Origin of the sequence: Vibrio sp. M250220 (assembly GCF_036533795.1) — a bacterium.
GTDB lineage: Bacteria > Pseudomonadota > Gammaproteobacteria > Enterobacterales > Vibrionaceae > Vibrio.
The window spans coordinates 131537-151406 of record NZ_JATABI010000005.1; the positions used below are offsets into that span (position 1 = coordinate 131537).

At 44.5% G+C, this 19870-nt stretch carries 21 protein-coding genes; 10 read left to right on the top strand and 11 right to left on the bottom strand.

From position 1 onward, the window contains the following. The first annotated feature begins 96 nt into the window (after window positions 1–96). On the top strand, window positions 97–1191 hold the full coding sequence (locus QTN94_RS03585; RefSeq protein ID WP_331426899.1) for a porin: 1095 nt from the start codon (window positions 97–99) through the stop codon (window positions 1189–1191). A gap of 75 nt (window positions 1192–1266) precedes the next feature. Then, a complete protein-coding gene (locus QTN94_RS03590) occupies window positions 1267–2028 on the top strand; it encodes a YccT family protein (protein ID WP_331426900.1) in 762 nt (253 codons plus the stop codon). A 104-nt stretch (window positions 2029–2132) separates the two neighbouring features. Here QTN94_RS03590 and QTN94_RS03595 read toward each other — a convergent pair whose 3' ends face one another. The 5 genes from QTN94_RS03595 to QTN94_RS03615 form a co-directional block, all read right to left on the bottom strand. Continuing rightward, window positions 2133–2582 carry an NfeD family protein gene (locus QTN94_RS03595; RefSeq protein ID WP_331426901.1) on the bottom strand — a complete coding sequence of 150 codons (450 nt, stop codon included), beginning with the start codon at window positions 2580–2582 and terminating at the stop codon, window positions 2133–2135. An 8-nt stretch (window positions 2583–2590) separates the two neighbouring features. Then, window positions 2591–3514 carry an SPFH domain-containing protein gene (locus QTN94_RS03600; RefSeq protein WP_331416072.1) on the bottom strand — a complete coding sequence of 308 codons (924 nt, stop codon included), beginning with the start codon at window positions 3512–3514 and terminating at the stop codon, window positions 2591–2593. A 140-nt stretch (window positions 3515–3654) separates the two neighbouring features. Further along, a complete protein-coding gene (locus QTN94_RS03605; RefSeq protein WP_331426902.1) occupies window positions 3655–4509 on the bottom strand; it encodes a co-chaperone YbbN in 855 nt (284 codons plus the stop codon). 326 nt (window positions 4510–4835) lie between these two features. Further along, window positions 4836–5663 carry an SDR family oxidoreductase gene (locus QTN94_RS03610; protein WP_331426903.1) on the bottom strand — a complete coding sequence of 276 codons (828 nt, stop codon included), beginning with the start codon at window positions 5661–5663 and terminating at the stop codon, window positions 4836–4838. A 43-nt stretch (window positions 5664–5706) separates the two neighbouring features. Further along, window positions 5707–6621 carry a TIGR01777 family oxidoreductase gene (locus tag QTN94_RS03615; protein ID WP_331426904.1) on the bottom strand — a complete coding sequence of 305 codons (915 nt, stop codon included), beginning with the start codon at window positions 6619–6621 and terminating at the stop codon, window positions 5707–5709. Between the two features lie 226 nt (window positions 6622–6847). Between QTN94_RS03615 and QTN94_RS03620 the strand changes: the two genes are divergently transcribed. Genes QTN94_RS03620 through yfcE form a run of 5 tightly spaced genes read left to right on the top strand, consistent with a single transcriptional unit; the run spans window position 6848 to window position 9719 of the window. Further along, complete coding sequence (locus tag QTN94_RS03620) at window positions 6848–7582, top strand: DUF1538 domain-containing protein (protein WP_138973381.1); 735 nt, start codon at window positions 6848–6850, stop codon at window positions 7580–7582. Next, complete coding sequence (locus QTN94_RS03625; RefSeq protein ID WP_331426905.1) at window positions 7579–8373, top strand: DUF1538 domain-containing protein; 795 nt, start codon at window positions 7579–7581, stop codon at window positions 8371–8373. The genes QTN94_RS03620 and QTN94_RS03625 overlap by 4 nt, the downstream gene beginning before the upstream one ends. Then, window positions 8363–8713 carry a P-II family nitrogen regulator gene (locus QTN94_RS03630; protein ID WP_331416068.1) on the top strand — a complete coding sequence of 117 codons (351 nt, stop codon included), beginning with the start codon at window positions 8363–8365 and terminating at the stop codon, window positions 8711–8713. The genes QTN94_RS03625 and QTN94_RS03630 overlap by 11 nt, the downstream gene beginning before the upstream one ends. Continuing rightward, window positions 8710–9114 carry a CBS domain-containing protein gene (locus tag QTN94_RS03635; RefSeq protein WP_331416067.1) on the top strand — a complete coding sequence of 135 codons (405 nt, stop codon included), beginning with the start codon at window positions 8710–8712 and terminating at the stop codon, window positions 9112–9114. Before QTN94_RS03630 ends, QTN94_RS03635 begins: the two co-directional genes overlap by 4 nt. A 50-nt stretch (window positions 9115–9164) precedes the next feature. Next, a complete protein-coding gene (yfcE, locus tag QTN94_RS03640; RefSeq protein ID WP_331426907.1) occupies window positions 9165–9719 on the top strand; it encodes a phosphodiesterase in 555 nt (184 codons plus the stop codon). A 28-nt stretch (window positions 9720–9747) separates the two neighbouring features. On the opposite strand, the gene QTN94_RS03645 is transcribed toward yfcE, so the two are convergent. Genes QTN94_RS03645 through QTN94_RS03660 form a run of 4 tightly spaced genes read right to left on the bottom strand, consistent with a single transcriptional unit; the run spans window position 9748 to window position 12231 of the window. Beyond that, the gene (locus tag QTN94_RS03645; RefSeq protein ID WP_138973376.1) at window positions 9748–10026 is read right to left on the bottom strand and encodes a SelT/SelW/SelH family protein; all 279 of its coding nucleotides are present in this window, start codon (window positions 10024–10026) and stop codon (window positions 9748–9750) included. An 11-nt stretch (window positions 10027–10037) separates the two neighbouring features. After that, complete coding sequence (locus QTN94_RS03650) at window positions 10038–10793, bottom strand: sulfite exporter TauE/SafE family protein (protein ID WP_138973375.1); 756 nt, start codon at window positions 10791–10793, stop codon at window positions 10038–10040. Between the two features lie 47 nt (window positions 10794–10840). After that, the gene (locus QTN94_RS03655; protein ID WP_331426908.1) at window positions 10841–11356 is read right to left on the bottom strand and encodes a regulatory protein ToxS; all 516 of its coding nucleotides are present in this window, start codon (window positions 11354–11356) and stop codon (window positions 10841–10843) included. Window positions 11357–11367: 11 nt separating this feature from the next. Continuing rightward, on the bottom strand, window positions 11368–12231 hold the full coding sequence (locus QTN94_RS03660; protein WP_331426909.1) for a winged helix-turn-helix domain-containing protein: 864 nt from the start codon (window positions 12229–12231) through the stop codon (window positions 11368–11370). Window positions 12232–12495: 264 nt separating this feature from the next. Between QTN94_RS03660 and htpG the strand changes: the two genes are divergently transcribed. The 3 genes from htpG (at window position 12496) to hemH (ending at window position 16451) form a co-directional block, all read left to right on the top strand. Beyond that, entirely contained in the window at window positions 12496–14400 is a 1905-nt protein-coding gene (htpG, locus tag QTN94_RS03665) for a molecular chaperone HtpG (RefSeq protein WP_331426910.1), read from the top strand. 315 nt (window positions 14401–14715) lie between these two features. Beyond that, complete coding sequence (adk, locus tag QTN94_RS03670; protein ID WP_138973371.1) at window positions 14716–15360, top strand: adenylate kinase; 645 nt, start codon at window positions 14716–14718, stop codon at window positions 15358–15360. A 131-nt stretch (window positions 15361–15491) separates the two neighbouring features. Then, window positions 15492–16451 (top strand): ferrochelatase, encoded by a 960-nt coding sequence (gene hemH, locus QTN94_RS03675; RefSeq protein WP_331426912.1) that lies wholly within the window; start codon window positions 15492–15494, stop codon window positions 16449–16451. Window positions 16452–16689: 238 nt separating this feature from the next. On the opposite strand, the gene QTN94_RS03680 is transcribed toward hemH, so the two are convergent. Both QTN94_RS03680 and QTN94_RS03685 read right to left on the bottom strand, forming a co-directional pair. Then, complete coding sequence (locus QTN94_RS03680) at window positions 16690–17145, bottom strand: DUF411 domain-containing protein (protein WP_331416060.1); 456 nt, start codon at window positions 17143–17145, stop codon at window positions 16690–16692. 8 nt (window positions 17146–17153) lie between these two features. Beyond that, the gene (locus tag QTN94_RS03685) at window positions 17154–19838 is read right to left on the bottom strand and encodes a heavy metal translocating P-type ATPase (RefSeq protein ID WP_331416059.1); all 2685 of its coding nucleotides are present in this window, start codon (window positions 19836–19838) and stop codon (window positions 17154–17156) included. Window positions 19839–19870: the final 32 nt, after the last annotated feature.

A 19870-nucleotide genomic window follows, 5' to 3' on the forward strand; every position in this document is an offset into this window, starting at 1 on the left:
CTTGCAGCTCTCAGATAGGAAATGATTTCTCCCTTCGGCGGCCAACTTAAGGTGAGAAAAAATAAGACAGCTATATCCATTTTTAGGAGTTTTTCCATGGACAAAATGTTTAAACGTACTCTTCTTGGTGCTGCAGTAGCTACTGCTGCAATGTCAGGTTCGGCAAATGCAGCTATCGAGCTAGCTGGTAAAGCAGTTCAGTTTTACGGTCAGGCAGCAGGTAACATCACGCTAATCGACGCTGGTGATAGCGAAAGTATTGGTGCTGAAATCGAATCACGTATTGGTTTCCGTGGCGTGGTTGAGTTTGATGATATTGCACCAAACTTTATTTGGCAGATAGAAGGTGGTAACGCGAACAACAGCGACAAAACTGGTGGTCTAGGTGCTCGTGATACTTACCTTGGTCTTGAGTTTGAAGGCGTTGGTCAATTCAAATATGGTCGTCAGCTAGTTGCTGCATATAACTACGTAGACTGGCCACACTCAAATCCAGGTCTAGGTAACGTATTTGACTGGAACAATGATATCAATGGTGGTTACCAAGACCGTGCTGACAGTGTTCTACGTTTTGACTCTGCTAATTTTGGCGGTTTTAACTTCCAAGCAACACTTAGCGGCATGACGCAAGATGTTGACCAGATGATCTCAAGTGTTGGTACCTCTTTCTCTACTGATACGTTCAGCGTTCACGCTGGTTACTACCACCAAGGTTCGTACGAGCAAGCTGCAGGTGAGCCAGATAAGTTCATCGTTACCGGTGCAAATGATGAAGTTTCAGTAAACCCAGACTGGACTGAATGGAAAAATAATGGTGGCGGCACTCAGAAAGAAACAATTGACAGCCGTAACTACGCAATTATCGGTGGTTCTGTATTCCTAGGTGACTTAACGCTAACAGCAGCATACAAAGCGATGGAAGTAGGTAGTGTTGGTCAGAACGCTTACTCTGCAACTGCACAATACGTAATTGATAGCAAGTACGTTCTAAAAGCAGGTTATGCTGCTACAGATGATGCTGATGGTATTGACAACAGTGCTGATACAGCAATTACTGCACGTTTTGGTTACCTACTACCAAGCTCATACTGGTACATTGATTCTCGTAACTACGAAATCAACAACAAAGACAATAGCTACAATGGTGATTGGGCACACCGTATCTTGCTAGGTATGGAATACTACTTCTAAGTTAAAGACTCTTAACCATACCCAATCAAGAGCATTCTTTTTAAGAATGCTCTTTTCACTCAAGGAGATAGATAAATGAAGGTAATAAGAAGTTTGGTTGTTGTTGGTGCTATGATTGCTTCATTTGCTCCACGAGCGGAGGTAAGTGTTGATTTTCATTCTGACATCTCACCACTGTTAGTTGGCGGAGATCCTGTGGGATACTCTTTTTTTGCCAAGTCTTCATACATGCTTCCAGATGGTAATAATCAAATCGTACTAAGGGTGTCGAAACTAGTTGAAAAATTAGGTGAAAAAGAAAAGTTTAATTCTAAGGCCTTTGTTTTAACTTTTGATCAAACTGATCAAGAACTATTTATTGAACCAAACGCTAAAATTGTGCGAGTAGAACAAGCGCAAGAGTTTGACGAAGCGCCTAAGTTCTCTGTGAAAAATGCGCAAAATGAAGAGATAGAGTTTGAATTGGCGGAATTGCCAAACTTGGGTGGTCTGACCCGAGACTATGAAAAAGAACTTGCTAAATTTAACAAAAAACATCATCCAAGTTTAGCCGTCGCATCAACCGCCTCGGCGGTTAGTACTGCAGAAGTTGGCAATACATCTACCCTTGAATTAGTCTCAGAGAGCTCTGAGCCGAATATGTTCGAATACTGGCTCAAACAAGCTAACGCAGAGGATATCGATCAATTTGCACAAATTGCATTTGAGGGTCGTAAGCAAGCTTCAATCTCGATTCCTGAAGGCGAGAGTCAAGCTCTGCAAATGCTAGGTTACTGGTACAACAAAGCTAGCGTCGAACAAAGAAAACAGATCTTATCTCATCTTATTTCTCTATAAAGTAACTACTCTTAGGATAAGAGATAACTTTGTGTTAAGAACTACGCTATCAGCCAGTTAAATCTATTTTATGGCTGATACTGATGTTGTGCTCTTTTAGAATATTAAATTGGTTTAATGGTTAAGATAATTCCTTTTACTTGCGTTATTTGTACCATTTTACCCGCATTAATAGATGAATCTGATTGAGCACTCCAAGTCGTATCACCGACTTTTACTCGACCTTTACCCGCAGGGAAATCTTGCTCTAAACGAACCGTTTGCCCAATAAGCTGTTTGTGCTTCTGGTTAAGATCACGATGAGCATCGCTACTCTTATCACTTTTAAATTGCCTGCGCCACCATAGCCATGTGGTTACCAAGGAAAATACGCCAAACGAGACCCACTGCAACTGCCAACTCATGGGTATCAAAGTCAGCAGAGCCCCAACCACCATTGCGGACAGACCTAACCAAAGTAAGTAGCCAGCGGTGCCGAGCAGTTCAAAAGCGAGCAGCACAAGCCCCAAGGCCAGCCAATGCCAGTAGTTAACAGTTTCAAGTAATTCCAGCAATTGAACCTCTATTTGTCTGTAGGTTTGTTGTGATTAAACATTTCAGCGATACCAGCGATCGAACCCATCAAGCCAGCGGCTTCGAGAGGCAACATGATAATCTTACCGTTTTCTGCCTGACCAATTGATTTTAAAGCCTCGGTATAACCTTGAGCAATGAAGTAATTGACGGCTTGCATGTCTCCTTTGGCGATCGCTTCAGAAACCATTGTGGTCGCACGAGCCTCCGCTTCGGCAGCACGTTCACGAGCTTCTGCTTGAAGTATAGCGGCTTGTTTGTCGCCCTCAGCTTTAAGAATCTCAGATTGTTTATGACCTTCTGCACGCAAGATTTCTGCTTGTCGAACCCCTTCAGCTTCAAGTACCTCAGCGCGTTTGTTACGCTCTGCTTTCATTTGCGCGTTCATCGCTGCGGTTAGATCGGCAGGTGGTTGTACGTCTTTAATTTCAATACGGGTTACTTTTACACCCCAAGGATTGGTTGCTTCATCAACGATTGCCAGTAACTTGGTGTTGATCATGTCGCGCTGGCTAAGCATTTCATCGAGTTCCATTGAGCCTAGCACTGTACGGATGTTTGTTAGGGTTAAATTACGAATGGCATGTTCGAGGTCGTTAACTTCATAGGCAGCCTGCGAGGCATCAATGACTTGAACGAAACAAACTGCATCAATAGTGACGTTGGCGTTATCTTTGGAGATGACCTCTTGTGCGGGGATATCCAACACTCGTTCCATCATGTTGATTTTATGTCCAACTTGATCGATTAACGGAATGATTAAGTTAAGACCTGGCTTTAGGGTATGTGTATAACGTCCAAAGCGCTCAACCGTCCAGTTATTGCCTTGAGGGACAGTTTTTACTCCTGCCACCACTAAGGCAATGGCGACGATGATGAAGACGCCAATAGTAATTAATGAATCAATAGCCATATTAGAGTTCCTTATGAGAGTCATTTTATAATTGTTGCTTAATTGAACGACTGAAACAATGGCATAAGTGAGAACTTAAGGCGAGTTTTGACAAAATAAAAGCCGGAATGACCGACTTTAATTTTATGATTTAGAGGGCACTAATATAGCATTGAATACAATTGTCGGCGGTATTTACTGGCGATTGTATTTCCCTGTCCCAAAGCAGCAAGAATATCCATAAATGATTTTTTAATTTCACCATCAAGGGCATTCAGGTTGCCCTTTAGTGCTGACATTAGTAATTCAAGTGCCTCTTCATCTCTGTTCACCTGATGGTAGCTGAGCGCGAGTTCGTTGGTGAGCTTTAAATCGTTTGGAGCTGCTTCTAGTGCTTGTTCCAGCAACTGGATCTCAGGGCTATTTGCAGCTTGGGCTTGCAGATCGAGTTTGGCAATTAAGCCTTTGTAGTAGTTGTCTTGGTATTCAAGGGGGATGTGGTCAAGCAGCGCTCTCGCTTGCTGGTAATCTTTTCCTTCAATGTAGCAATCTGCAAGAGCCAACTTAACGTCGCCTTTTTGTTGAATCGCTGCATCTAATGATTCTAATAGCGGTAGCGCTTGTGCATGGTTACCTGTTTGGATCCACTCAAATGCTTGTTGTAGGTTGCGTTCGTCTTGGCTTGGCAGGTGTTTAGTCAGCATCTCTTGGATTGCTGAAATCGGCTGAGGGCCGCCCAGTCCATCCACGGGTTGACCATTCATAAACAGTGCAATCGTAGGCAAGGCTTGAACGCCAAACTGACTTGCAATCATCTGTTCTTGCTCACAGTTAAGCAGTGCCAGAGTAAATGCGCCGTTATATTGTTGGGCAAGTGTTTGCAGTTCAGGTATCACTTGTGAACTCTCTTGGCTCATTGGCGCCCAGAAGTGAATAAGCACAGGTGTTTGCATCGATTCTTCAAGTACTTGGCGGAAGTTCTGCTCATTGAGCTCAACAATAAATGGTGATTGCATGTAAGGTTTCCTTGCAACATGGTCTGTATAGACAAGATATGGGCGTGACAGGCTGAGTTCAAGTTAACGAGTTGAAATATCTCGTGACGAAAACAAGAACACCGCCTAGTGTAGGCGGTGTTCATATTTCCCAAACGGGCAAGCGAAGGGGGTCTATAAAACGATAAACAACGTTAGTGCAACTCCCACACTCAGCCAGTTTAACTGTATTAAAGACATTGAGTTATTCCGAATAATGTAGCATTGGCAAAATCTGTATAAGGGTTTCCCCAAGCTTCAATATAGTGTCTCAATGTTACGAAATCATGACAACCGCGTTAGTTATTTTACGCGGCATGCCACAATATTTTATCCAACAGCCGAGTGGGCAGAATCCGTTTGAGGACGGCAAAAACTTTAGTCGGGGTAGTAATCCGATAACGAATCTTTGGTTTGTTTGATTCAAGGGCATGGATGAGAGGACCAACACATGCGTCAGTTGGTAAGACAAAAGCATTGTTTGAACTTTGGCTATCAAGCCGAGACATTTGTTGCTGATATTGCTTGTGATGGACACTTGATTCAATGGCAATCCAGCGCTGGAATGCCTTTAAGGCATTGGCTCGAAATTGAGTTTCGATAGGGCCGGGTTCAATAAGACTGATATGAATGTTACTGCCTTTGAGTTCTAAACGTAATGTATCACTCCAACCTTCAAGTGCGAATTTAGAGGCGTTGTAAGCACCTCGGTACTTCATGGCTGCAAATCCGAGCACGGAGCTGTTCTGAATGATTCTTCCTGAACCTTGGCGGCGCATTGTGGGTAAGATTTCACACACTAGCTGATGCCAACCGAAAAAGTTACTCTCGAATTGTTCACGTAACCCGTCAGTAGGTAGATCTTCCAACGCTCCCGGTTGACCATACGCACCATTATTGAATAACGCGTCGAGCTTCCCATCGGTTAGCTCGAGAGTTTGTTTGACGGCGAGCTTGATGCTGTTGCTGTCATTGAGATCAAGTTGCAGACAAGTCAGTCCTTCGGAGCGTAACCTATCAACGTCAGCTTGTTTACGACAAGAGGCGATGACTTGATAACCACGCTTGTGTAAGGCATGGGCGCATGTATACCCGATGCCTGTTGAGCAACCGGTAATGAGAATGGATTTTTGCATTTCAAGTAATAAGTTGAGCGATAGTGAATTTTAGAGTACTGGATTAATCTTGGTGTTGTAACAGATTTTTTAGCGCTGGCTCAATACGTGAATAGCTAAAATGAAAACCCAGCTCAGTCAACTTTTTAGGTTTGGCTCGAATACTGTCAAACAACAACACGGAGCTTTCACCCATCGCTAAGGACATCAACCATTTAGGTGTTCGTAATAGGTGAGGGCGCTTTAAGGTTTTGGCTAGAGTCTGACTAAACAGCTTGTTTGTCACCGGATGTGGTGCACAGAAGTTAAACTCACCGTGCGCGTGAGGGGTTTCGAGTAAATAGATGATTCCCCTCACCATGTCTAGCATATGAATCCAAGGGATATACTGGCGTCCACTCCCTAGAGGACCACCTAAACCAAATCGATAGGGTGGTAGCATCTTAAGCAGTGCACCGCCTTGCGGGGCTAGTACGACACCAGTGCGAAGAATACAGACACGCGTCATTTCGGAACGCGCGCGATTGGCTATTTGTTCCCACTTGCTACACACATGGTGAGGAAATCCACGATCGGATACGTGCAGAGACTCATCGAAAGGGTGTTCTTGCTGATCGCCGTAATAGCCCACCGCAGAACCGCTGATCAATACGTCAGGGGGATTTGTGCTGGCATGAATCAATTCAACTAAATGCTCTGTTAATGACCAGCGACTGTCACAAATAATGTCTTTCTGCGTTTTACTCCAACGTTTATCCGCGATAGGTTCACCGGCTAAGTTAATTACGGCATCAAAATCGTTGAGATGTTGAAAGCGATCTAAGGTCGTTACGTAGGTCACGTTGCCCATATCGGTGTGGCTGAGTCTCTCTTTTGCCCTTTTGGGGTCGCGAGTAAGCAGTACAATCTCATGGGTGGTTAAGTGTTTGAGGAGTTCTCGGCCAATAAAACCTGTCCCACCTGTGAGCAGTACCTTCATTCCTTATCCTTTTATGATTCATGGTAACCTAAATTAGGTTTTACCATAGACAACTATTGTTACTAATTATAGCGACTTAGCATGAAAAGTGATCACATGTATCAATATCACAATTTTTACATTTTGTTACCTTTCTATTCCTCTACGTAGGGGCAGTCACAGCCGAAGTCGTATTTGTTTGCCATGCTAATAAGTAGGGATATAGCACCGACGGACAGGAGGTTATGTGCAGGCAATGATAGCGTTAGCTAAGGCGCTACTTGGAAGTCTCAGGGATTTAATGCCTATTGTGGTTGTAATTGCTTTCTTTCAACTGGTGGTATTACAGGAACCCTTACCGAACTTAGTTTCAATCCTATTTGGCTTAGTGCTGGTGGTGTTCGGTCTGACCTTCTTCATCTTTGGTTTGGAAATGGGGCTCTTTCCTATAGGGGAGACGATGGCTCAGGCATTTGCTCGCAAAGGCAGTGTATTTTGGTTGCTGGCTTTCGCTTTTTGTTTAGGTTTTGGTACTACCGTCGCAGAGCCTGCACTTACCGCTGTTGCTGATGAAGCCGCAGAAGTGGCCGCTGAAGGAGGTATGATTGCCCACCAAGAGCAAGCGATGGAAGATTACGCGAATGGATTGCGTTACACCGTTGCGCTTTCTGTTGGTATCGCGATTTTACTTGGTGTACTTCGAATTCTGAAAGGTTGGCCGATTCAATACATGATCATCGGTGGTTACATTGGAGTCGTGGTTCTGACCATGTTTGCGCCTCAAAGCATTATTGGTGTTGCCTACGACTCTGGCGGTGTGACCACTTCTACGATTACTGTACCTTTGGTTACGGCTTTAGGGGTTGGGCTTGCATCAGCGATTAAAGGACGCAATCCGATGATTGATGGATTCGGTTTAATTGCGTTTGCATCGCTACTTCCCATGATGTTCGTGATGGTCTACGGAATGGTGATCGCATGATCGAATGGTCCCACTTTATTGACGTTTTCATCGGTACCATAAGTGATGTTGTACCGATTGCGACGATTATATTTGGTTTTCAGTTTGCGGTATTGAGACGACCAGTTAACAACTTGCCTAAGGTCATTTTGGGCTTCTTCTATGTCATTCTTGGATTGTCGCTGTTTCTTATCGGCCTTGATTTTGCCTTATTCCCACTGGGTGAAACCATGGCAACCCAGCTAACTGAGCCAAATTTTATTGCTGAGTTTCGTGTCTCGGTTGGCGAGAAAATTGAGTGGTTCGACTACTACTGGGTCTATTTGTTCGCATTCTTTATCGGCTTTAGCACGACCATAGCCGAACCCTCTTTAATCGCGGTGGCTATAAAAGCCAATCAGGTCTCGGGGGGCAGTATTAGCGTCAACGGTTTGAGAATTGCGGTTGCGCTAGGGGTTGCATTTGGTATTGCGTTGGGAAGCTATCGCATTGTTGTTGGAGACCCAATTCACTATTACATCATTTCTGGTTACATCATTGTCGTTATCCAAACCTTCTACGCACCCCAATTAATCATTCCCCTCGCATACGATTCAGGCGGGGTGACGACATCCACGGTTACCGTTCCTTTAGTGGCAGCGTTAGGGTTAGGGCTTGCTTCAACCGTACCGGGACGAAGTCCAATGATAGATGGGTTTGGACTAATTGCTTTTGCTAGTTTATTTCCGATGATCTCGGTGATGGGATACGCACAAATCACTCAGTGGCTCAACAAAGGTACTGAGCAGGAGGACAAAGAAAATGCGCTTTAAATTACTCGTTGCATTTGTTGAAGATAGTAAAACAGATGTTGTGCTGGACGCCGCTCGAAAGGCTGGGGCAACAGGGGCGACAGTGATAAATAATGCTCGTGGTGAGGGCCTAAATCAAAAAAGGACCTTTTTTGGTTTAACCCTAGATGTCCAAAAGGACGTATTGCTCTTTGTGGTTGAAGAACACTTATCAAGACACATCTTGGAGACGATTAATGAGGTGGGGGAGTTTGATCAGGAGTCCGGACAGGGGATTGCGATTCAGATCGATATTGAAGATGCGGTGGGTGTCGCCCATCAGGTCGAGAAACTAACAAAAGTTGTGGAGGATGAGATATGACAGAGCATGTGAAAGTCCGTGTGCGTGATGTAATGACTAGCAACTATGTCATTGTGGATGGCTTAACTACCGTTAAAGAGGGTATTCAACTAGCGCGCAGCCATGAAGTGAAAGCGCTGGTGGTCGACAAACGTAACGATGAAGATGAGTACGGCGTAGTGTTGATGAATGACATAGCCAAGAAGGTGCTCGCTCAGAATCGTTCTCCAGAACGCACCAATATCTATGAAATCATGACCAAACCCGCGTTGTCTGTTTCTCCTGATATGAATGTGAAGTATTGCGCTCGCTTGTTTGAACGTTTTGGTATCAGCCGTGCTCCCGTTATTGAACAAGGCAAAGTGGTTGGTATGGTCAGCTACAATAACATAGTGATAAACGGCATGGTCAGAGATGACTAATTGGGTCTCAGGGAGTAGAATCTGCAGCGTATTTTTGAGGAGATGATGTCGTGAAACTCTTTTTTGCCTCTGACCTGCATGGTTCTTTGCCTGCAACCGAACTTGTCTTGGATGCGTTTGAGCAATCTGGTGCGCAAACCTTATTTTTGTTGGGGGACACGTTAAATCATGGTCCCCGCAACCCTGTACCAGAAGGATATAACCCACAGCAAGTGAGTGAACGGCTTAATCAGTATGCTAAGCAAATCATTGCTGTTCGCGGAAATTGTGATAGTGAAGTGGATCAGATGCTGCTTTCGTTTCCCATGATGATGGATTACGCCTGGGTTATGTTGGAAAGCGGTCAACGCCTATTTGTAACGCATGGTCACCTATACAACGCTGCTAATCGACCACCACTAAAGGTTGGAGATGTGATTGTTCACGGGCACAGTCATATTCCGTCTGCTGAGTTAGATGGCGATCAGTATATCTTTAATCCTGGTTCTGCAACCTTTCCTCGGCAAGGTTACGCAGCAAGCTATGGCATGTTTGACGACTCTCAGTTGAAAGTCATGACATTTGACAATCAAGTGGTGATGCAAACAACGATAGCGCCACGTTAATGGCGCAGTTGATGTTAGTTGAACGTCGTTACTTAGAATCAGAATGACCAAGATCGCGCTCAGGGTCGATCAGATCCCTGACGCGTTGTTTAAGCACTTTAGCTTCCGGAAAACCGCCATCGCGCTTACGTTCCCAAATCATCTTTCCATTGCAGTGGATCTCAAATCGCCCGCCTGTATCAGGGTGAAGAGTGAGTGACTCAATCTCTTCACTAAAGGTATGCAGTAACTCCTGACTGAGCCAAGTTGAACGGAGCATCCAGTTACACTGACGACAGTAGTAGATATTAATATTGGCTTTTTGCATGGTCCTTCCCTCTAGATAATTAATTTAATGCCGACAGCAAAGGTAAGCAGCTCGAAACATAGCTTGATTGCGCGATTGTTCACACGGGTCGTCAGGTAGGCACCCAGCCCACCACCAATAAACGAGCCTAACAGCAAAGCGGGTAACCAAGGCCAGTAAACGGGAGCTCCAGCGTGAACCATAGCGACACCCCCAATCCCATTCCAGAATAAACCAACACACAACATGGTTAACGCAACGGCTTGTTTATAGCTGTATCCAAACCAACGAACAAGAAAAATGGTCACTAAGAGACCTGAACCCGCAGTCAGCGAACCGTTGATAACGCCGATGACCATCATACCAATTCCACCTAGCGCCCAGCCAAAGTGATGACGGTTGCGTTGGATCTCTTGCTGGCCGAGTTGTGGCTTAAATCGAGAGTAGATTCCTAGAGCGAGTATCATCAGACCGAGAGCGGTTTCCGCGATTTGCTCTGGGATGAGAAGGACAATATTCGCACCGATAATGACGCCTAAGCTACCGACGATAACCAGATATAACGCAACCTTGTAGCTAAAGCTTTTGTGTTTGATATGGGTATAGGCGGCCCCAATGCCGAGCGCAACGCTGGCTATCTTATGGGTTGCTAGAGCAATCGAGAAAGGTAGACCTAAGAATATCAGTAATGGGAACTGAAGTAGTCCAGCGCCTCCGCCAGAGAGTGAGGCGAGAGTGTTAGCAATCAGAGAGCCAACAAATAGGCCAACAGTGTTTGTCCAATCCATGTGATGCTTAGAAAAAAGGGGGCGTCATGCCCCTTTTACTTTATTGTTTAGTTGGTGAAAAGTACCGTAGAACCGTGACTTAAGCTAGTCAGAAGTAATGTTTTATCATTCACAATATCGATACGGCGACTTTGCTGTGCGTCCATTTTAAACAGCTGAGTAATCAGACTTAGCTGATCTTCGGTAAAGTCTTTACTTTGCGCCGAAGAGACATCTTTAAACTCGGTCGGAGAGACGAGTAAGTAGTTATCGCTGATGTCCCAATGGCCTGTCTCTGAAATGTTGATAATGCTTTCATTTTCAGTGTCGTTACCATAGAGACGTACTGTCGCTACACGAATATAAGTATTGTTTGGCAGATACTTAACGTTAGAGACGACATTCGCTTTACGTAAAGGACCCACTGAGTCATCGGGAATCTTTGCCGCGATAACAGTAACCATTTTTGACTGCCACTCATTTGAAGTTAGCACTTGCTCTACTTTGAGGTCACTTCCCCAGTAAAGCCAACCACTAAATACCGCTGACAGAATAAGTAGGCCTGCTGCAATTTTCTGATTCATCTTGGTGGTTCCTATTGGCAAACTTTACTGAGATCTTGTTGCTCAGCGAAGATACGTAATGTCACGTTCTCGCCTGAGTTATCCAGAGAATGAATGTAGTTGAGAACCAACTGATTATTCTGACCACCTGTGGCAATGACTTCGACTGGCGCAAGCTCGTTAGTATGTGTTTCATTGTACTTTTTCACACATTGCTCAATTGACGGGTACCAGTGACTTAAATCAGGATGATTGAGTGGCGTTTTAACCGGAGTATTGTCATAAACAGCAAGTTGACGGAATTTTGATTCACTCGGGTTAGTAAATAAAACAACGCACAGTGGCAGTAGCAGAGCGAGTGCGACCAACACCTTAGCCATTAAGCTTGAAGACTTCGTTACTTCAGGCGCTGGAATAGGTGCTTCTAATTGAGGTTCTGTAGAAAGAAGCTCAGTATCAATTACAGGTTCAGAAGCATGCTGAAGAGGTATTTCTACGTCTTCCATTGCAACAGCAGGCTGTTCAACTTCGTTAACACCACTCATCAATGGTGTTGTACGTTCTACCGAGCAGATTAGCTGGTAACCGCGTTTTGGCACCGTTTTAACGAACATTGGTGACTTTGTTGAGTCTTTGAGAAGCTTACGTAGTGTAGAAATGGCTTGCGTTAGGCTTGAATCATCGACTTCGAAGCCTTGTTTACGCCATACGAAATCGTGTAAATCATTACGCGAGACGATTTCACTCGGTTTTTCACAAAGTAAAAGAAGAATCCGGCTTTCGTTGCTCCCTAAACGAATCAGTTCGTTTTCGCATTCCTTGTCTGTGAGGGAGTTTGTATTGGGATCAAAAGTAAATCTGTTCGCAAGATTAAACTTAGTACCTATATTACTCATTAATGATGGCCATTTAATTTAAGTTTCAGACAGTTATTCAAGTAAGGCGCTTTCTAAGACTAGTCCAAAATTACTCTAGTTTAGATTTTTTGATTTTTAGAGAGTGCAAGGATAGTAAAGATTGAGATAAAAAAACACTGTTTTTATGATTCTTGACCTTGAATTTACATTTATCACCCTCATGTTAACTGACAGATTTGGGCCAAATTACTCTTTTTTTGATTAGGGTAGTGGCTTGATAACTAAAGAACTTATGGAGTTATCATGAGCGAAACAGTAACACAAAACAAAGAAACTCGCGGTTTTCAGTCTGAGGTAAAACAATTACTTCATTTGATGATTCATTCTCTTTATTCAAACAAAGAGATTTTCCTTCGCGAGCTGATTTCTAATGCGTCTGACGCTTCTGACAAACTGCGCTTTCAAGCACTGTCAAATCCAGACTTGTACCAAGGTGACGCTGAACTTGGCGTAAAACTTTCCTTTAATGAAGAAGCGAATACCTTAACGATCTCAGACAACGGTATTGGTATGAGTCGTGAGGATGTCATCGAGCATCTGGGCACCATCGCGAAATCTGGCACAGCGGAGTTTTTCTCTAAGCTATCAGAAGATCAATCGAAAGACTCTCAGTTAATTGGTCAATTCGGTGTCGGCTTTTACTCTGCATTCATCGTTGCTGATGCCGTCACGGTTCGCACTCGCGCAGCTGGCCTAGCGAGTGACCAAGCCGTTCAATGGCACTCAGCGGGTGAAGGTGAGTACACCATCGAAAACATCACCAAAGAAACTCGCGGTACAGATGTCGTTCTTCATATGCGAGAAGAAGGTAAAGAGTTCCTAAACGAATGGCGTCTGCGTGAAGTGATCAGCAAGTATTCCGATCACATTGGTATTCCTGTTGCGATTCAAACGTCAGTTCGTGATGATGAAGGTAAAGAAACAGGTGAGAAAAAATGGGAGCAGATCAATAAGGCTCAAGCACTTTGGACTCGCAATAAATCCGATATTTCTGAAGAAGAGTATCAAGAGTTCTACAAGCACGTTTCTCACGATTTTGCCGATCCTCTAACATGGAGCCACAACCGTGTTGAGGGTAAAAACGACTACACCAGCTTACTTTATATCCCTGCGAAAGCACCTTGGGATATGATGAACCGTGACCACAAGTCTGGTCTGAAATTGTATGTACAGCGCGTATTCATTATGGATGACGCAGAGCAGTTTATGCCATCGTACCTACGTTTCGTACGCGGCCTGATAGACTCCAACGATCTGCCACTCAACGTATCGCGTGAAATCCTACAAGACAACAAAGTGACTCAGTCTCTGCGCAATGCTTGTACTAAGCGTGTTCTAACGATGCTAGAGCGCATGGCTAAGAATGATGAAGAAAAGTATCAATCATTCTGGAAAGAGTTTGGCTTGGTCCTAAAAGAAGGCCCAGCAGAAGACTTCAGCAATAAGGAAAAAATTGCGGCCTTGTTGCGTTTTGCTTCGACGGAGGTGGACTCTTCTGAACAGACTGTTAGCCTTGCGTCATACGTTGAGCGCATGAAAGAAGGCCAAGATAAGATCTACTACTTAACAGCGGATAGTTATGCAGCGGCTAAGAATAGCCCACACTTAGAACAGTTCCGTTCTAAAGGCATCGAAGTCATTCTAATGTTTGACCGTATTGATGAGTGGCTGATGAACTACCTCACCGAATTTGATGGTAAACAGTTCCAGTCGATCACAAAGGCGGGGCTAGATCTTAGCAAGTTTGAAGATGAAGCTGAGAAAGAGAAACACAAAGAAACCGAAGAAGAGTTCAAGTCAGTCGTTGAACGTACTAAAGAGTACTTAGGTGATCGTGTTAAGGAGGTTCGTACCACCTTTAAGCTAGCAACAACGCCAGCCGTTGTAGTGACTGACGACTTTGAAATGGGTACGCAGATGGCCAAACTGCTGGAAGCCGCAGGTCAAGCTGCGCCAGAAGTGAAGTACATCTTCGAAATTAACCCTGAACATACCTTGGTTAAGCGTATGGCTGATGAAGCAGACGAAGAAGCCTTTGGCCGTTGGGTTGAACTTCTACTTGGTCAAGCGATGTTAGCTGAGCGTGGCTCAATGGAAGATCCATCTCAATTCTTAGGTGCAATTAATGCGCTTTTGACTAAGGGCTAATAGCTGAAAATTGGTAAAAAGCTCGCATCTTGCGGGCTTTTTAGCTTAATTGCTTTAATTGTGAATGAAGCGCGTTAAATAAGCGGCAAATGTGAGTGTTTAAGCATTCTTTAGTCGTAATTCGCGCTTTGGTTTTAAATTGTATGATAGAATGCATTCTTGAAACCAAACGAGCGGGCGTGTAATGTGCACGCCTGTTTTATTGTTAACTTGTAATAACAGTTATACCGAAACTTACCGTGAGCTAAGGCTGTGTGATTTACGACACCATAGTGAGCTTCGGTATAAATCATCATTATCTTAAGAGGATTCAACATGCGCATCATTCTTCTAGGTGCTCCAGGTGCAGGTAAAGGCACACAAGCAAATTTCATCATGGAAAAATACGGTGTTCCGCAAATCTCTACTGGTGACATGCTACGTGCTGCTATCAAAGCAGGTACAGAGCTTGGTAAGCAAGCTAAAGCTGTTATTGACGCTGGTCAGCTAGTTTCTGATGAAATCATCCTTGGTCTAATCAAAGAGCGCATCGCTCAAGATGACTGCGAAAAAGGTTTCCTACTAGATGGCTTCCCACGCACTATTCCTCAGGCTGATGGTCTAAAAGAAATGGGTGTAGCGGTCGATTACGTTATCGAATTTGACGTTGCCGATGACGTGATTGTAGAGCGTATGGCTGGCCGTCGTGCTCACCTGGCTTCAGGTCGTACTTACCACGTTGTTTACAACCCGCCTAAAGTTGAAGGTAAAGATGACGTAACGGGTGAAGACCTTGTTGTTCGTGACGACGACAAAGAAGAGACAGTACGTGCTCGTCTTGGTGTCTACCATGATCAAACTGCGCCACTAATCGAGTACTACGGTAAAGAAGCAGAAGCGGGTAACACTAAATACCTTAAATTCGATGGTACTAAGCAAGTTGCTGAAGTCAGTGCTGATATCGAGAAAGCGCTAGCATAAATAGCTAACAGCGAATTTTGAAAATTTGTTATAGTTAAAGCGACCCAAGTTGGGTCGCTTTTTTATGTTTATTCGTTGATCTATCAAGATCTTATTTACGTAAATATCCCTTTTAGGATTGATAGGAAGCTATGCAAAATAGTAAGAGACAAGGTGTGCTACTCGTTAACCTGGGTACCCCTGATGAAGCAACGTCCCCTGCAGTAAAGCAGTTTTTGGGTCAGTTCCTCCATGACAAACGAGTGGTCGATATGACGCGCTGGTTGTGGTGTCCGATTTTGCATGGTGTGATACTCCCAATCCGTGCACCGAAAGTGGCTAAGCTGTATCAGTCAGTATGGATGGAGCAAGGTTCGCCATTGATGGTCTATTCGAAAAGGCAGGTCGAGAAGCTACAAGTTTTAATTGATATGCCCGTTGAACTGGGTATGACTTATGGCAACCCGAGCCTACAAACCGGACTAGAAGCGCTGGTGGCACAAGGTGTGGAAGACATTATTGTTCTGCCTCTATATCCTCAGTATTCAGGTACAACGACGGCGGCAGTCTCGGATGGATTGACCAAAGCATTTAAAAAGATGCCCGTTGTACCAAGTTATCGGTTCATTCGTGATTATCATGATCATCCTTTGTACATCAAAGCGTTGGCAGAGAGCGTAAAACGTTCTTGGCAAGAGAACGGCAAAGGTGACTATCTGCTGTGTTCTTACCATGGAATTCCTAAGCGCTATGCGGATAATGGTGATATCTACCCACAGCATTGCGATGTCACCACGACGCTACTTGCACGTGAGTTAGGATTGGCACCCAATCAAATCGGTATGACCTATCAGTCTCGTTTTGGTCGTGAAGAGTGGCTACAGCCCTATACGGACAAGACCTTGGAAACACTACCGAGTAAAGGGATTAAAAAACTCGATATTCTTGCGCCTGCATTTTCTGTCGATTGTTTGGAAACACTGGAAGAACTGGCTGAGCAGTGTTGTGAGATTTTCACCGAGAATGGTGGTGAAACATTTACCTATATTCCTTGCCTCAATGACGATGACTTGCATATTGAGATGATGACGCAATTAGTTACTCAAGGTTAATGCGCGCTAACTGATTCTAAAAGGGCTGCCGGTGGCAGCCTTTTTTGTGCATCCTATACTGGGCTTTGCCATCTATGCGCCATCTAAAGGCGAGCAAAACCGTTCCACTGCCTGCCAAAGAATGCTGTCTGGCATTTGGATATAGTCAATGTTTGAGAGCGCATTTTTCCATAAATCTAAGCAGGCAGCCGGCCTGTTTTCACTCGTATAGTGAGCCAAAACTTGCTTGGCAGGTACACTACTTGTTAGAGCCGCTGTTGCCTTTATAGTGTCGGTACTCAAATACCTGACCTTTTTCGTTGAACGCGTAGACTGAATATTCGTCTTTTTCATTGCCATATTCCATGCCTGGAGAACCCATTGGCATTCCCGGAACAGCAAGTCCTTTCGCATTGCGTGGTGGGTTTTCAAGGAAAGCTTGAATGTCTTCCGCAGGAATATGACCTTCGAATACGTAGCCATTAATTTCTGCTGTATGACAAGAAGCAAGTTCAGGTGTAATCCCCAACGTTTGCTTAATAGGATTCATGTTTTCGTGTAACTTCTCTTTAACTGTGAAGCCTGCATCTTGCATATGTTTCGTCCACTCAGTACAACAGCCACAGTATGGTGATTTATGGTTGAGTACATCGGTAGCCAATGCGTGACCAGAAATCAGAGTTAGTGTTGCTAGGGCAAAAAATTTACGTTTCATAATAACCTCTACGAGCTTTTAAAAAGTCTTAAACGATTAGCGTTGCTTACTACGGTAATCGAGGAAAGTGCCATTGCTGCACCTGCAACTACAGGGCTAAGCAAAAAGCCAAAGCCGGGATAAAGAACACCCGCGGCAATAGGGATACCTAGCGAGTTATAGACGAAGGCCCCGAATAAATTTTGCTTCATATTACGTACTGTTGCTTTAGAGAGCTCAATTGCTCGAACAACAGACAGTGGTGACGAGTTAAGCAGTGTCATCTGTGCACTCTCGATGGCGATATCGCTGCCTCCCCCCATCGCGATGCCAATATCAGCAAGGGCTAGAGCTGGCGCATCGTTAACGCCATCGCCTATCATTGCAACGCAGTGGCCTTGACTTTGTAAATCAGCAATATGGCCTGCTTTCTCATCTGGCAATACTTGCGAGATTACTTGCTCAATTCCCAGCTCTTGTGCAATGGCTTGTGCGACACTCGAATTATCACCAGTGAGCATTATTGGCGTGATATTGATGGCTTTTAGTGCTTCTACAGCTTGTTTCGCATCGGGCTTTATCGGATCTGCGATGGCGATAACGCCAATCACCGTTGAGTTTTCAGCGACAATAATCGGTGTCCAAGCGTTGTCTAGATATTGCTGAAGTTCACTATCAACCTCATCTAAACGCCATGCTTGCTCACGCGCATAAGCCAGTGAGGTAACGGTAATAGATTGTTGTTCTACTTTTGCAAACACTCCCTGACCGCGGCGGTTTTCAAATTCCGATACCTCGAACAGTGGTAGAGACTGCTGATGAGCTTGTTGAACAATAGCTTTAGCAAGTGGATGTTCTGACTGTTGTTCTATTGAAGCTGTGAGCGTTAGCAACTGGTCATTATGACCATTGACTGCATAGATGCCTTGAACATTTGGCTTGCCTTGAGTCAAGGTGCCTGTTTTGTCAAAGACCACCGTATCTATTTTGCCTGCTGACTGCAAAACGTCGGCATCTTTAATCAAGATCCCCATCTCGGCCGCTTTACCAATACCAACCGTTACAGATAGCGGGGTCGCCAACCCTAATGCGCATGGACACGCAATAATAAGAACGGTAGTAGTGACAATTAGCATGTAGCTGGCTTTAGGTTCTGGACCAACCATAAACCAGACCAATGCAGATAGGAGAGCAATTGCTACTACAACTGGAACGAAAATTGAAGAAATTTGGTCTGCGAGTTTAGCGATAGCTGGTTTGCTACTTTGAGCCTCGCGGACCATAGTGATGATGCGTGACAACATGGTGTCGCTACCTACACTTGAAGCGCGAATGATTAAACTACCATCCTGATTAATGGTTCCTGCGGATACAGAATCCCCAACTTGCTTATTCACCGGTATTGGCTCGCCAGTCAACATTGACTCGTCTAGATAAGATTCACCAGACTCAACGATGCCATCAACAGGTATTTTTTCACCGGATTTCACCCGCAGTCTCATTCCCAGGTTAATTTCGTCGATGGTGATGTCTCGATCGCCTTGTTCCGTCACCAGAGTCGCCACCTGAGGCTGAAGATTAATCAGAGCCTGAAGTGAGCGGGTGGTATTCGCCTTAGCTTTGGCTTCTATATAGTGACCAAGCGATATCAGGCCAATAATCATTGCGCTTGCTTCGAAGTAGACGTGTCTAGATGCGGCAGGAAACCAGTTGGGGAAAGTGACCACTAACATTGAGAATAACCAAGCTGTACCTGTCCCTAGGGCGACTAAGGTATCCATTGTCGCTCGTTTGTGAGTGAGCGCTTGCCATGCGTTAGTGAAAAATGTTTTTCCTGCTGTCGCAAGTAGCCATAAACAGATAACACCAATGATGCCCCAAAAGATTTGGTCTGCGTTATTGCGAATCATCATATTACCGCCTGCAATTCCCCACAGCATGAGTGGCGCACCGATCATCAAACCTAACCAAGCACTTTTCTTATGGTGGGTTTGAACTGCTTGCTGCAATTCGAGTTGTTTTTGCTGCTGGTTTTGAGGATCGTCAATCAGTTGGGCTTGATAGCCAGATTGAGAGACCGAGCGTAATAGCTGAGTCTCGATCTCCTCAATGGGTTGGTTGGAAAAAATAAGTGCGCTTTGTTCAGCAAGATTGACTTGAGCTTTTTCTACGCCTTTTACTGAGATTAAGGCTTTCTCGACCGAAGAGACACAACTGGCACAAGTCATACCCGATATAAGAAGGTGCGCCGAGTGTTTAATGGGTAATGGTTGCCCTCTCTCTATAGGGGCGGCGATTTCTTCGTCAGCGGGTACAGCTTCCACTTGCGGGGAGAATGGACTTGCTTGATAACCCAATGACTCAATCAATTGGATGACTTCTTGTTGTGAGTGAAGCGATACAAGCTCTAGCTCTGTTTTCGATACACGAAAGGAGCCATTGAGTGGAGACTGCTCAAGAGCTTGTTCCAACTTAGCAACACATTTACCGCAATTGAGTCCAGTTAAGAACAAATGATGTTTGTGGCCTGCCTGATAGCCTAGCTTCTCAATTGAATCTGCAAGTGCGGCAAAAGAACTGCCTGTCTCTAAAGAGATGTGAGTGGGAGACAACTGATCAATGCTGACTTGGTGTTCTGCCGTAATTGTTCGCTCCACTTTTCTTGCACAGCCCATACAGTTTAAGCCAGAGAGTGGGATATCAAACTTAGTCATAACATCACCTTAATTATTCAACTGTTGCTAAG